This window comes from Cupriavidus sp. 94F1, assembly GCF_057798875.1.
The window spans coordinates 204,577-217,676 of sequence record NZ_JBYOJT010000005.1 but is presented as its reverse complement, the minus strand read 5'-3'; the positions used below and the strand labels follow the sequence as shown (position 1 = coordinate 217,676).

General features: G+C 64.1%; 11 protein-coding genes. 6 read left to right on the top strand and 5 right to left on the bottom strand.

The features are described 5' to 3' along the window. Genes AC3FJ6_RS14685 through AC3FJ6_RS14675 form a run of 3 tightly spaced genes read left to right on the top strand, consistent with a single transcriptional unit; the run spans window position 1 to window position 2,335 of the window. Entirely contained in the window at window positions 1-879 is an 879-nt protein-coding gene (locus tag AC3FJ6_RS14685) for a glycine zipper family protein (RefSeq protein WP_488772571.1), read from the top strand. Further along, window positions 876-1,598, top strand: a complete 723-nt coding sequence (locus tag AC3FJ6_RS14680; RefSeq protein ID WP_488772570.1) for a hypothetical protein — start codon at window positions 876-878, stop codon at window positions 1,596-1,598. The genes AC3FJ6_RS14685 and AC3FJ6_RS14680 overlap by 4 nt, the downstream gene beginning before the upstream one ends. A gap of 14 nt (window positions 1,599-1,612) precedes the next feature. Then, window positions 1,613-2,335, top strand: coding sequence for a hypothetical protein (locus AC3FJ6_RS14675; protein WP_488772569.1), 723 nt, complete (start codon window positions 1,613-1,615; stop codon window positions 2,333-2,335). Window positions 2,336-2,410: 75 nt separating this feature from the next. On the opposite strand, the gene lpdA is transcribed toward AC3FJ6_RS14675, so the two are convergent. From lpdA to AC3FJ6_RS14650, 5 genes are all read right to left on the bottom strand, one after another. Next, a complete protein-coding gene (gene lpdA, locus AC3FJ6_RS14670) occupies window positions 2,411-4,222 on the bottom strand; it encodes a dihydrolipoyl dehydrogenase (RefSeq protein ID WP_488772568.1) in 1,812 nt (603 codons plus the stop codon). A gap of 168 nt (window positions 4,223-4,390) precedes the next feature. Continuing rightward, window positions 4,391-5,119 carry an SDR family NAD(P)-dependent oxidoreductase gene (locus tag AC3FJ6_RS14665; protein ID WP_153948598.1) on the bottom strand — a complete coding sequence of 243 codons (729 nt, stop codon included), beginning with the start codon at window positions 5,117-5,119 and terminating at the stop codon, window positions 4,391-4,393. A gap of 285 nt (window positions 5,120-5,404) precedes the next feature. Next, the gene (locus tag AC3FJ6_RS14660) at window positions 5,405-6,577 is read right to left on the bottom strand and encodes a YbfB/YjiJ family MFS transporter (protein WP_488772567.1); all 1,173 of its coding nucleotides are present in this window, start codon (window positions 6,575-6,577) and stop codon (window positions 5,405-5,407) included. Between the two features lie 147 nt (window positions 6,578-6,724). After that, the gene (locus tag AC3FJ6_RS14655) at window positions 6,725-7,636 is read right to left on the bottom strand and encodes a substrate binding domain-containing protein (protein ID WP_488772565.1); all 912 of its coding nucleotides are present in this window, start codon (window positions 7,634-7,636) and stop codon (window positions 6,725-6,727) included. 146 nt (window positions 7,637-7,782) lie between these two features. Continuing rightward, window positions 7,783-8,247 (bottom strand): Fur family transcriptional regulator, encoded by a 465-nt coding sequence (locus tag AC3FJ6_RS14650; RefSeq protein WP_488772564.1) that lies wholly within the window; start codon window positions 8,245-8,247, stop codon window positions 7,783-7,785. Between the two features lie 220 nt (window positions 8,248-8,467). On the opposite strand from AC3FJ6_RS14650, the gene AC3FJ6_RS14645 reads away from it, so the two are divergent. From AC3FJ6_RS14645 to AC3FJ6_RS14635, 3 genes are all read left to right on the top strand, one after another. Then, on the top strand, window positions 8,468-9,202 hold the full coding sequence (locus tag AC3FJ6_RS14645; RefSeq protein WP_488772563.1) for a response regulator: 735 nt from the start codon (window positions 8,468-8,470) through the stop codon (window positions 9,200-9,202). Beyond that, window positions 9,202-10,581, top strand: a complete 1,380-nt coding sequence (locus tag AC3FJ6_RS14640) for an ATP-binding protein (protein ID WP_488772562.1) — start codon at window positions 9,202-9,204, stop codon at window positions 10,579-10,581. The genes AC3FJ6_RS14645 and AC3FJ6_RS14640 overlap by 1 nt, the downstream gene beginning before the upstream one ends. A 230-nt stretch (window positions 10,582-10,811) precedes the next feature. Next, on the top strand, window positions 10,812-13,061 hold the full coding sequence (locus AC3FJ6_RS14635) for a TonB-dependent receptor (protein ID WP_488772560.1): 2,250 nt from the start codon (window positions 10,812-10,814) through the stop codon (window positions 13,059-13,061). Window positions 13,062-13,100 lie beyond the last annotated feature (39 nt).

The window sequence follows — 13,100 nt, the reverse complement described above, 5'->3', positions numbered from 1 at the left end:
ATGACCACGTACAACGTAGCGACCAATGCGCGAGAGGGGTCCCGGGTCGAGCTCGAGGCGCCGTTGATGCCGGCGCGAGCGTTTTTCTATGCGGTGGTGGAAGAGGTCGGCCAAAACGGCTTTCTGGTCAGGAAGGTTTATGAGGTGCTGGATGAAGCGACGTTGGAGCAGTCCAGGTTGCCCATAGATGTGCTGAAGAATGAAATGAACCCCGAGCGCAAGGGCATCAACTATCGGGCACCAGACTCGAACATTTCTATTGCGGGGCATGTCAAGGGCAACAAGTTCTCCAAGTACATGTCAGCGACCGATTTTTTCCCAAGTGGTTCGCCTCGACTCGACGGAAGGGTCACGTACGTCGATATTGAAAAGGCGCTTCGTGCGGGCGCAAGAATCGTTTCGCAAGACGCCATTCAACGGGATCTGGACCGCCACCTCCTGAAGTATCCGCACACGAGGATAAAGACGCTGGAGGCGAAGGATTGGGCGAAGATAGATCGTGAAGTTCTGCTCAATGGCAAGCCAGTTCCGGCCAGTGCGATATTCAATCCGGAGACGCTTCCCCAAGCACGGGGCTACGTACGCGTGGGGCGGGTGATTCAGGTCGTGGGGATATTCCTCACCGCCTATGACCTGAAGGTTGCCGCGTCGGAATCGGTGAAACTGCAATCGATCAAGCCAATCTCGCAGGAAGTGCTGAGGCAGGCAGGGGGATGGGCCGGCGCCGTGGCCGGCGCAAAGCTCGGCGCCTCCGTGGGCATGACCTACGGGGTGGTGACCGGGCCAGGGGTGATCGTTACCGGCCTGGTGGGAGGCGTGCTGTTCGGAGCGATGGGATATTTCGGGGCCGACCACTTGACCCAAAGGGCGTTCGAATGACCCGCAATCAGAAGGTATGGAAGCGGGTCCTCGAAATACTCCGCGAACTCTTGCCCATGCGCCCCGAGACGCGGGCTGAGCGACGGCGTCAACGCGAAGTGGAGCAAATCTTGCAGCGTACCTATCGCTCGGTGTGCGGGATGTCTCTCGAAGAAGTACAGGCCATGTTCAGCCGTCCGCTAGACGACGAGGTCTTTCTATCACTCGTAGGTTATCCTCAGTTCCTGGATTTGCGGGACAGGTCAATGGAAGCTGTCAATACTGGCCTGCATTTGCTGCCAGAAAAGATACCGGCATTGCGCGAAGTCGTGACGCGTGGTTATGACCTGATCGGTAAGAATGTCTATGCTCGGCGCGGGGTTCAAGGGGATTTCCTGATCTTTGACGCCTATGAGCAATTTAACGGCATTTGCGCAGATATATCGACCAACGACGTGGAAGTGTGCCGACGCGTGATTGCGATGGGCCTTCAGCCGCCGGAGCCTTGGGTAGCCTTTCCCGAATTGGCGGAAACGGCCTTCGGGTTTTTGCAGGGCAATATCGAGTACTGGTGGTACGTGTACTGGGAGCCTTACTGGGAGTCGCTCGACAAGGACAAGCAGGAGGCGTTTCTGGCGGGCGCCACCGATGCCTGGCAAGCGTGCTTTTGGCGCCATGTCGGCGAAGGCAGGGAGATCTTCGAAGAAATAGCCCGCGAGCGCGCACGGGAGTTCGACTGATGCCGGCGTTTCGAATGAGCGAGATCCGCAAGATCATAGGGAAGGTCCTTGAAACGCTCGCCGATCTCAGACCCATGCATCCCGAAAAGCGGGCGCAACGCCAGCTCCGGCGCGACGTGGAGCGAACCTTGCAGCGGGCCTATCGTTCGGTCTGCGGCATTTCCCTGGAAGAAGCGCAGGCCATGTTCAGCCGTCCACTGGACGACGAGGCCTTCCAGTCGCTGGGCGCCTATCCGTTGTTTCTGGATTTGCGGGACAGGTCAATGGAAGCGGTCAGCACTGGCGTGCATCTGCTGCCTGAGAAGGTGCCGGCATTGCGTGAAGTCGTAACGCAAGGTTATGACCTGATTGGGAAAAACACATACGCAGGGCGTACGGATGCCGGGAACCGCTTGATCTTTCATACCTATGAGCAATTCAATGGGATCTGTGCGGGTATATCCACCAACGACGTGGAAGTGTGCCGACGCGTGATCGCGATGGGCCTTCAGCCGCCGGAGCCCTGGGTGGCCTTCCCCGAATTGGCGGAAACGGCCTTCGGGTTTTTGCAGGGCAATATCGAGTACTGGTGGTACGTGTACTGGGAGCCTTACTGGGAGTCGCTCGACAAGGACAAGCAGGAGGCGTTTCTGGCGGGCGCCACGGACGCCTGGCAAGCGTGTTTCTGGCGCCATGTCGGCGAAGGCAGGGAGATCTTCGAAGAAATGGCCCGCGAGCGCGCACGGGAGTTCGACTGATGCCGGCGTTCGCCGATTGCTGCTTCCGCACACTGGACGGCGTGCGGAAGCAGGTGTTTCCCGGACAGACACCCCTCACATATTCAACGCCCGCTTCTGCACGGCCAGCGCGGCTTCGCGCATGACCTCGGACAGCGACGGGTGCGGGTGGCAGATCATGCCGATGTCTTCGGAGGCGGCCTTGAACTCCATGGCGACCACGCCTTCGGCGATCAGGTCCGAGGCATTGGCGGAGATGATGTGGATGCCCAACAGTTCATCGGTCTTCGCGTCGGCGATCATCTTGATGAAGCCCTCGGGGCGGCCGATGCCCATGGCGCGGCCGTTGGCCTGCATCGGGAATTGGCCGGTGCGATATTCGCGGCCTTCGGCCTTCAGTTGGGCCTCGGTCTTGCCCACCCAGGCAATTTCTGGCTCGGTGTATATCACCCAGGGAATGCAGTTGTAGTCGATGTGCGGCTTTTGGCCGTCGATGATTTCAGCCACCATCACGCCTTCGTCCTCGGCCTTGTGCGCCAGCATCGGGCCGCGCACCACGTCGCCAATGGCATAGATGCCGGCCACCGAGGTGCGACAGTTGTCATCGACCGGGATGAAGCCGCGTGGGTCGGCGGACAGGCCCACGGCGTCGAGGCCCAAATTGTCGGTGTTCGGCACGCGGCCGATCGACACGATCAGGCGATCGGCCTCAAGTTTCTGCTCGGCGCCGGACTCGTCCTTGTAGGCGATGGTCACGCCCTTGGCCTTGGCTTTCACCTCGCCGATGTTGACGCCCAGATGGATGGTCAGCCCCTGCTTCTTGAACACCTTGGCGGCTTCCCTGGCAATGGCTTCGTCAACGGCGCCCAGGAAGGCGGGCAACGCTTCGAGAATGGTCACTTCGGCTCCCAGGCGACGCCATACCGAGCCCAGTTCCAGCCCGATCACGCCCGCGCCGATCACGGCCAGCTTCTTCGGCACGGAATCAAACGAGAGGGCGCCTTCGTTGTCGGACACGATCTTGTTGTCGACGGGCACGCCGGGCAGGTGGCGAGCCTTCGAGCCCGTGGCGATGATGACATTGCGTGCCGTGTAGGGCCTGGTGTCGCCGCCGTCGCTGGCTTCCACGGTGACCACGCCATCGGCCGCGCGGCTCTTGAACTTGCCGTGTCCCTTGATCCAGGTGACCTTGTTCTTGCGAAACAGGAATTCCACGCCGCCGGTGAACTTGTCGACGATGGCGGCCTTGCGGCGGATCATCTGCGGCAGGTCCAGCGACACGCCCTTGATTTGCACGCCGTGGTCGGCCATGCCGTGCTGCGCGTGTTCGAAGTGTTCGGACGACGCCAGCAGCGCCTTGCTGGGGATGCAACCCACGTTCAGGCAGGTGCCGCCCAGGCGTGGCTTGCCCGCATCGTCCTTCCATTCCTCGATGCAGGCCACGGTCTTGCCCAGTTGCGCGGCCCGGATGGCGGCGATATAGCCGCCCGGGCCCGATCCGATCACGATCACGTCGAAGTCGGCCTTGGCCGAAGGGCTGGCGCCGCCGCCCGTCGCCGCTGCCGCCGCGGATGCGGGCGCCGCAGCGGCCGGAGCGGGTGCCGCGGCGGGGGCGGGCGCAGGGGCCGGTGCCGGCGTGGCGGCCGGGGCGGCTGCGGTGGCCTTGGCGTCGGTGTCCACCACGGCGATCACTTCGTCTGCGTGAACAGTGGCGCCATCCGGCTTGACGATCTGCGTCAGGACGCCGTTGTCCGGACAAGGCACTTCCAGCGTGACCTTGTCGGTTTCCAGTTCCACGAGGGTCTCGTCGCGCTGGACGGCTTCGCCGGGCTTCTTCTTCCACTGGAGCAGCGTGGCTTCCGAGACGGATTCGGACAGCTGGGGCACCTTCACTTCAATCGTGGCCATGGTTTTCCCTTCGGGTTCTCGTGTGGCGAAAGCTTCCAGTCTAGGAGAGCACGCCGTCAGTCATGAGATACGCGAATCAGGGTTTACCCGCATCAATGCAAACGGCCCGCCTATAGGGCGGGCCGGTGCCGGGAAAGACCGCGCGGTGTCGGGGCGCGGCCGGAAGGCTTAGTGACCGGCGCTCTGGCCGCCGTCAACGTGCAGGATCTCGCCGGTGATGAACGGAGCGGATTCCAGGAACAGCACGGCTTCGGCGATATCGCGCATTTCGCCCATATGGCCCATCGGGTGAAGCGCGCCAAGGGCTTCATGGGTTTCCGGTGCGTGCATCGGCGACTTGATGATGCCGGGGGACACCGCGTTCACGCGGATGCCTCGGCGCGCGTATTCCACGGCCAGCGACTTGGTGGCGGCGTTGATGCCGCCCTTGGTCAGCGATGCCAGCGCCGACGGCACGCCCTGGATGGCATGGTCGACGAGGCTGGTGGTGATGCTCACCACGTGGCCGCTGCCCTGCTTTTCCATCTGGGCGATGGCCAGTTGCGTGATGTAGAAGAAGCCGGCCAGGTTCACGCCGGTCTTGGTGATGTAGTCCTCGGCCGTATAGCTGGTGAACGGCTTGGCGATGAAGATGCCGGCGTTGTTGACAAGCGCATCGACACGGCCGAACGTCTCGATGGCTTGCGAGACCACCCGGCGGGCGGTGTCGGGATCGGCGATGTCGCCCGGCACGGCCAGGATGTTGGCGTCATCGGGTTGCTGGATGCTGCGTGCCGTCGCCACCACGCGGTAGCCGCGCTGGCGGTAGGCCTTGACCAGCTCGGCGCCGATACCTTGCGAAGCGCCCGTGACGATGGCGACCTTTTGCGTGGCGGGGGTGGTTTGCGTGTTGCTCATGATTTGCCTCATTGATTGGGTTGACCTTGGCATCGCTGCCAATCGAATCGACGTGGTCGATGGCTGGAAATGTAGGTGAGGCAAGCCCGCGATTGAACGGCACCGGCACACAAACAGTTATGCGCGGCGGTAACAAGTAGGGAGCGGAGACCATCGCAATCCCGACACCGAGTGCGAGCGGCACCGGATGTGGCGCATAGCGCGTGGAGCGCGGCGCGCCCGCACTGGCTCAGACGGTGCTGCCGCATTTCCACGGCGCCGCCTCGGCGTGAGCACGGGGGGCGATCAAAGCGCGCAGAGCGCGGCGGCGGTCACCAGTGCCGTGGCGGCCAGGCCCAGCGGTTGCGCGAAACTATTGCCGCCGTGCATCAATGCCGAGGACATCAGCGGGCCAACGATCTGGCCCACGCCATACGCTGCCGTCATCACGGCAAACAGGTTGAACCTGACCTTGTGGGCCAGACGGCGCGCGGCAGGCGCCGCGATGGTAACCGTCCCCATGAAGGTGCCGCCGACCAGTACCGCACTGGCCAGGTAGGCCAGCGCCGTATGGCTCAGTGCGGGCAGCACCACGCCAACGGCCTGCACGCCAAGATTCCATTGCATGGCGCGGCGGGTGCCCAGCCGCGCATGCACGGCATGCCAGAGGAAACAGGACGGTGCCGCGCCCAGGCCGAAGACGGCCCACACGTGGATGGGATCGATCGGCCCCAGCGCGTCGCGCACGAACAGCGGCAGATAGGTGGCGGTGATGATGTAGCCAAAGCCGGCCAGGCCATAGCTGGCAATCAGCGGCGCCGGCCCGAGAGTGCCCTGCGGTGCCGCGGTGACAGATGTGGCGTCGCCGGTGCTGGCCCGCAGGCCCAGCACCCGCCATGCCAGCCCGCTCAGTATCAATGCGCCGATGGCTAGCGCCAGCCATAGCGCCAGGCTGTGCCACTGCGCCAGGTTGCCCATGGCGATCAGTTCGGCGGAAACCACGATGCCGACCCCCACGCCGGAAAACATCAGCGGCGCGCCATCGTGTCGGCCGCGCACATGCAACAGCCACGATGCGGCGCTGACCAGGGCCACTGCGCTGAGCACGCCCGCGACAAGGCGAACGACGATCAGCAGCGGACTGGGCAGCGGCAAGGCCAGCACAGCCAGCGACACTACCGTCCCGCCGAGCGCCACACGCGACCAGAAGCCGGCCTGGGCATGCACGATACGCGTAGCCAGCAGGGCACCCAGAAGGTAGCCGGCGTAATTGGCCGATGCGGCCAGCGACCCCGTCGCCACGCTCATCGTGCCGTCTCGGACCATGAGCGGATACATGCCGGTGAACGCAAAGCGTCCGAAGCCCATCGCCACGGCCAGCGCCAGGGCTGCTGCAATGGCTTCGTACAGCGATTTCCCCGCGGCGGCATCGCGTCGGGTTTGCGGCGAGGCATGGTTGGCGGTCGTGGTGTTCGGCATGATCGGAAGACGCCATCCATTTATTCTCGAAACGAGATGGATGACGATGTAAAAATCTTGATATGGGAATAATAAGGCCAGTCGAACCCCTGGCTTGTTCCGCCATGTATCAAGTGATATTCCGATCACGCAAAAAAGAAGCGGGCCCTATGCGGCGAATTTGTCGACGAGGAAGTCGACTAATGTGCGCACCCGCTGGGACACATGGCGCGCGTGCGGATACAGGAGCACGAAGGGGCGTGTGCTGCCGCCATATTCCTGCAGCACCTGGACGAGCGTGCCGTCACGCAGGTCTTGCTCGACGACAAAGCGATAGGTCTGGAACAGGCCCGCGCCGGCCCGGGCCAGCGTGGCGCCGCCCAGTGCATCCTCGGATGTGGCAATGGCGCCGGTGGTCACCACGTCGATATCCTCGCCGTCCTGGCGGAACGTCCACGGGATGCGTCGACCGCTGCTAGGCCGTTCGAACTGGATGCACTCGTGCGCCAGCAGGTCGTCGAGCGTTTTCGGGGTGCCATGGCGTTTCAGGTAGGCGGGTGTGCCCACCACCACCATTTCCGCATCTTCGAGCTTGCGTGCGATCAGCGTGGAGTCGTCGGGCGCACGGCCGCGCACGGACAGGTCATACGTGTCATCGGCGAAGTCCACATTGCGGTTGCTGATATGGACGTCAATGTCGACCTCGGGATAGCGTTCGCGGAATTCCGGCAGCACCGGCAGCACCCGATAGTGCGCGTACGGGGTGGGCAGGCTGATACGCAGCCGGCCGGCAGGCGTGGCGTGCTGGCCGCTGATCTGCCGCTCGGCATCCACCAGCTGGGCCAGCGCCTGACGGGTTTCCTCGAAGTAGGTGCGGCCTTCGTCCGTCAGCCGGATCTGGCGCGTGGTGCGCACGAACAGCCTGACACCGAGCCGCTCTTCCAGCCTCGACACACTGCGGCTGACCGCCGCCGGGGTCACGCCCGCCGCCACGGCCGCCGCCGTAAAGCTGCTGAGTTCGGCCGCCAGGCAGAACAGTTCGATGCTGCCCAGTTGTAGATCGTCGAATTGGCGCTTCATGGTCCGGTGCGGCGTCGAAGGTGGCAGTACGCAATGATGAGCCACCTGCGGGCGATCGACATCACGGCGGCAGCTTCAATTGCCCGAAGTGTATGCGATGCCACTCATCCGTGTGGCGGCCCGCACCATGCTGCCACGACGCGCCGTCAGTATGGCGCCGCGCTAGTCGCCGGGCGGGGCGCCCGGGATCGTGGCTGGCAATCGGCGCAAAGCCCCGGCAGGGCGAGATCGGCCTTGGCGGGTATCAGCCCGTGTGCCAGAAAGTGCTGGCGTACGGTCTGCTCCAGGGCGGCGTCGAACACTTCGGTCAGGCTGGCGCAGTGGGTGCAATACAAGTGGCGGTGAACCGGCTGGTCGGCCAGTTCGTAAAACGTCACCGACCGGTTTTTCTTGTCCGGTACCACCACGCGCGCCAGCGGCCCCAGATCGGCCAGGTCGTAAATGGCCTTCTTGAACGAGGAAATGGCCTGGCCGTTATTGCGCCTGAACATCGCCGCGCAAAGCTGTTCGGGATTCAGATGGCGCTGTGGCGATGCCAGCAGGATTTCCATCAGCGCAACACGCGCGGCATTGGGCGTGAGACGGTGGGTCTCAAGCAGCTGAATCGACAATGGATGCTTTTCGCCAGGCATTTCCGGAATATCAGGACGCTCGGTTCCGCCGGCCGGCTGCATGGGTGTGCCGGCAGGGTGGCAGAACGACGGGCAGCCTAGCCGACGTTCGTTAGCCGGACATTAATTCGCGGTCGGAGGCAAGCGTGCCGGGTGCCACGCGCGCCAGTTCGGTAGAATGTCGATAATGATTCTTATTTAAAGAAAAACTGAGTTGGACATGGACATACGCCCCCGGATACTGGTCGTCGACGACCACAAGAACATTCGTGATCCGTTGGCAACCTATATGCGTCGTTTCGACTTCGACGTCGAGGCTGTCGGGGACGGCAGGGCCATGCGCCAGCGGCTGGACGAGCGCAGTTTCAACCTGATCGTGCTGGACATCATGCTGCCCGGCGAAAATGGACTGTCGCTGTGCCGCTATGTATCCGAACACGTAGGCACGCCGGTGATCCTGCTGACGGCGGTTACCGAGCAGGCGGACCGTATCGCCGGGCTGGAAATCGGCGCCGACGACTATGTCGTCAAGCCGTTCGATCCGCGCGAACTGGTTGCACGCATCCGCAGCGTGCTGCGGCGCAACCGGGCCCCGATGCCGGCCACCATGCCCGAGCCGTCGGTCCAGCCCGACTGCCGCTTCATCTTCAGCGGCTGGACGTTCGATACCGCCACGCGCGAACTGCGCAATCCCGGCGACGAAGTGGTGCCGCTGAGCACTGCCGAATTCCATCTGTTGCGGGCGTTCGTGGAAAACGCCAATCGCGTGCTGAGCCGCAGCCAGTTGCTGGACCTGACCCAGCGATCCGAAACCGTGGCGTTCGATCGCAGCGTCGACAGCCAGGTGAGCCGCCTGCGCAAGAAGCTGGAACCGGATCCGCGCCGCCCCGGCATGCTCAAGACCGTGCGGGGCGACGGCTATCTGCTGGCCACTCGCGTCACGCTCGAACACTGATGAAGCTGTTTCCGCGAAACCTGTCGGGCCAGCTGGTGGCCCTGTGGCTGCTGGCCATGCTGGCAGCGCATGTGATTGCCGTGCTGGTGCTGTCCTGGTGGCGGGCGGACAACGTCACCATCCACCCGCTGTCCGTCCGCACCATCGAGACCCGTGTGCTTTCCGCTTACCGGGTGGCGGCGCGCGCGGATGACCCCGCCACCTGGCTGGACGACATCAGCCTGCCCGATTCCACATTCGAATTGGCGGCGCGGCCCGTGGCTTTCGCGAACACCATGAACGGGCAGGAGCAGGCATTGGCGCAGCGCCTGCACCGCCTGCTTGGCGTGCCCGAAGGCGCCCCCCTGCATGTGCGGCTGCGCCAGGTGGAACCCGTACCCGGCGCTGCCGCCGAAGACCGCGGCAACTGGCTCGAAAAGGCGTTTCGCGGTACGCAGGCCACGGCGCTCGATGTCGATGTCAGGCTGCCACAGGGCCAGTGGCTGCACAGCCGGCACTGGCCGACGATGCTGCCGGCCCACTGGTCGCGCGTGCTGAGCTTCTCGCTGGTGGTCGGCATGCTGCCGACGGCGCTGATCGCGCTGCTGTTCGGCCGCCGCATCATGGGGCCGCTGCGGCGGCTGACCGAAGCCTCGAAGCGGGTCAGCCGCGGCGAGCAGGTGATCCTGCCCACGCCCGACGGGCTCAGCGGCGTGCGGGAGATCACGAAGGCGTTCAACGACATGCAGCAAAGCCTGGTGCGCTTCGTCAACGGGCGCACGCAGATGATCGCCGCCATCGGGCATGACCTGCGCACGCCGCTGACGTCATTGCGCATCCGCGCCGAGCTGATCGACGACGACGAACTGCGCGACGCCATGGTGCAGACCATCGACGAAATGGGGGTCATGGTCGAAGAAACGCTGCGCTTCGCGCGCGACGAGGCGCTGCATGCGCCCACGCAGGACGTGCAGATCTGCGATCTGGTACGCGAAGTGGTGGACAACCAGACCCTCCAGGGCCGCAGCGTCAGCTGGTCCAGCCAGGTGGACGCAGGGGTGTTCTACCGCTGCCGGCCGGTGCATCTGAAGCGCGCGCTGGGCAATATCATCGACAACGCCGCGCGCCACGGCAATGTCTGCGTGAGGATCGTGGCCGATACCGTGGGCAAGTCGCTGCGCATCGAGATCGAGGACGACGGGCCCGGCATCGACCCCGACCAGCTCGAACGTGTCTTCGAACCGTTCACCCGCCTGGATTCGGCACGCAGCATGGACAGCGGTGGCGTGGGCCTGGGGCTGGCGATTGCCCGCTCGTGCATCCGTGCGCATGGCGGCGAAATCTCGCTGCAGAACCGGCCGGAAGGCGGACTCAGGGCATCGATCGAACTGCCCAACTAACTGGTGCGGCGGAAGACGGCGGTGACCGGTGGCTGTGACGCGATTGCCACAATTCGCCACAATCGAGCAAACCTGCACAACATCAAATAGCAATCATTCTCGTTTTGACGTGATTGCCATGCCTGCCGTACGGCAGGGGCGTTGTGCAACCTCTTTGACGGGGAGTGTTGAAGGTCCAGCCAGGCACGGCAGCACGTCGGGTCCGAAACGCAATCGTGCTGGAGTCTTCCGTGCAGCAAAAGAAAATCCCGAATGCCATCCGCCTGCTGGTCTCAGGCGCTTCCGCGGGCCTGGTCATGGTCCCGTTCGCTGTCCACGCCCAGACGGGGGACAGCGCCGCCACGGCGGGCGGCGGCAACGTGCTGCCGCAGGTAACGGTCATCGGCCGGGGCATCGGCAACGCCAACGACGCGCCGACCGGCATCTCGCGCCTGCCAGAGACGGTCAAGGAAACGCCGAAGACCATCAACGTGGTGCCGCAGGAAGTCATCGAGCAGCAGCACGCCACATCGCTGGAACAAATTCTCAAGAACGTGCCCGGCATCACCATTTCCACGGGCGAGGGCAACGGCGGCCAGAACGGCGACCAGTTCCGCATCCGGGGTTTGTCGGCCAAGGGCGATATCTACGTGGACGGCCTGCGCGACTTTGGCGCGTACAAGCGCGATGCGTTCAACACCGAGAGCGTCGAAGTCATCAAGGGGCCGTCAGGGGAGAGCTTCGGCGTTGGCAACGTGGGCGGGCTGATCAACCAGACCACCAGGAAGGCCAACCTGCACCCCCGTACCAGCATCGACCAGGGCATTGCGTCGGATGCCACGTACCGCACCACGCTGGACAGCAACTTCAAGCTCAACGACGCGTCGGCGCTGCGCATCAACGGGATGTTCCAGAATGGCCGCGTGGCGGACCGCGACCACGTCGATGACGACCGCCGCGGCGTGGCCATCGACTTCGGCACCGGCCTGGGCACCCGTACCGAATGGCACCTGAACTACGCTTACCTGCACCGCAGCGGCGCACCCGACTACGGCGTGTCGGTGGCGCAGGGCGCCGATGGCTTCTACCGGCCGTTGACCGAATACGGCGTGCCGGGTGTGTCGTCGTCCACGTCGTACGTCCGCAATACCGACCGCGACACCACCGACGCCCACATCGTGTCGTCGAACTTCATGACCCGGCTCGACAACGGCATCACGATCAGCAACGACACGCGGTTCAGCTTCTACGAGCGCGATTTCTCGTCCACCAATCCGGCGGCGCTGACTTACGCCAACCTGCAGACGCTGCTGTCGGGCCGCAACCTGGCGCTGCCCTACGCGGCGGGCGGCGGGGTGACATACCTGCAGCGCGGCTGGGGCGTGCAGAACGTGCTCAGTGCCAAGGGCGAGTTCCAGACCGGCAGCCTCCGCCACAAGGCGATGGTGGGCCTGGATACGATCTACCAGCGCGACCACCGCGACCAGGGCTCCTGGACAGGCCGCATGAACAACCAGACCGTGGTCAACCCGGTGTTCTACAACAGCCCCAATGCCACGGTGGCCTATAACGCCACGCGCGACGCCAATGCCACCGATATTGGCGTGTTCATGAGCGACCGCGTGTACCTGAACGACCAGATCTCGCTGCTGGGCAGCCTGCGCTGGGACTACTTCCGCAGTGAGTATTCGACCAGCGCGTCGTCGCTGGGCGGCTCGGCGGACGCGAAGAAGCTGAGCCCGGCCATCAGCGCCATCTGGGAACCGACCAGGGACTACATGTTCTACACGTCGTTCTCGCGCACCTACCGGCCAGTGGGCACCGACATCGCCGTGGCCGTCGGCGGCGTGGCGTCCGAGGTGCCGCAGAATGGCTTCAGCAACGAGCCCGAGCGCGCCGATACCATCGAAGTGGGCGTCAAGCTTGACTTCCTGGACAAGCGCCTGGGCGTGACCGGCGCGCTGTTCCAGACCAAAAAGACCAACGCTTACACGGTAGACCCGGCCACCGGCGACATCACGAACGGCTTTTCCGATTCCGGCGAAGGCCGTCGTATCCGTGGCCTGGAGCTGGGGCTGAGCGGCCGCATCGTCGGCGGCTGGACGGCCAACGTGGCCTATGCCTATCTCGATGGCGAGGTCACGTCGGCCACCACCGCATCCATCGTGGGCAATACGGCGCCCGGTGTCTCGCGCCACAATGTCACGCTGTGGACGGCCTATGACATTCCCCATACGCTGCTGCCGGTGCCGGGGCAGCTGACCATCGGCGGCGGCCTGCAATACGCCACGGGCTACTGGGCCGATTCGGCGAATACCACGAAGATGCCCGACAACTTCGCGCTGGACGCCATGATCGCGTACAAGCAGGGCAAGTACCGGATCTCCCTGAACGGCTACAACCTGACGAACCACCTGAACTATCAGTCGTCGTTCGGTGCGGTGCGCGCCGTACCCACGTCGCGCCGCACGTTCCTGCTCAACGTCGGCATGACGTTCTGACCCTGCGGCCGTGAGCGCCGCGAGGCCGCTACCATGGCG

Bases quoted from the DNA above. Each gene is read 5' to 3' on its own strand.
- AC3FJ6_RS14655 (WP_488772565.1), bottom strand. From the start codon at position 7,636: ATGAAGCGCCAATTCGACGATCTACAACTGGGCAGCATCGAACTGTTC.
- lpdA (WP_488772568.1), bottom strand. From the start codon at position 4,222: ATGGCCACGATTGAAGTGAAGGTGCCCCAGCTGTCCGAATCCGTCTCG.
- AC3FJ6_RS14675 (WP_488772569.1), top strand. From the start codon at position 1,613: ATGAGCGAGATCCGCAAGATCATAGGGAAGGTCCTTGAAACGCTCGCC.
- AC3FJ6_RS14640 (WP_488772562.1), top strand. From the start codon at position 9,202: ATGAAGCTGTTTCCGCGAAACCTGTCGGGCCAGCTGGTGGCCCTGTGG.
- AC3FJ6_RS14645 (WP_488772563.1), top strand. From the start codon at position 8,468: ATGGACATACGCCCCCGGATACTGGTCGTCGACGACCACAAGAACATT.
- AC3FJ6_RS14680 (WP_488772570.1), top strand. From the start codon at position 876: ATGACCCGCAATCAGAAGGTATGGAAGCGGGTCCTCGAAATACTCCGC.
- AC3FJ6_RS14665 (WP_153948598.1), bottom strand. From the start codon at position 5,119: ATGAGCAACACGCAAACCACCCCCGCCACGCAAAAGGTCGCCATCGTC.
- AC3FJ6_RS14660 (WP_488772567.1), bottom strand. From the start codon at position 6,577: ATGCCGAACACCACGACCGCCAACCATGCCTCGCCGCAAACCCGACGC.
- AC3FJ6_RS14685 (WP_488772571.1), top strand. From the start codon at position 1: ATGACCACGTACAACGTAGCGACCAATGCGCGAGAGGGGTCCCGGGTC.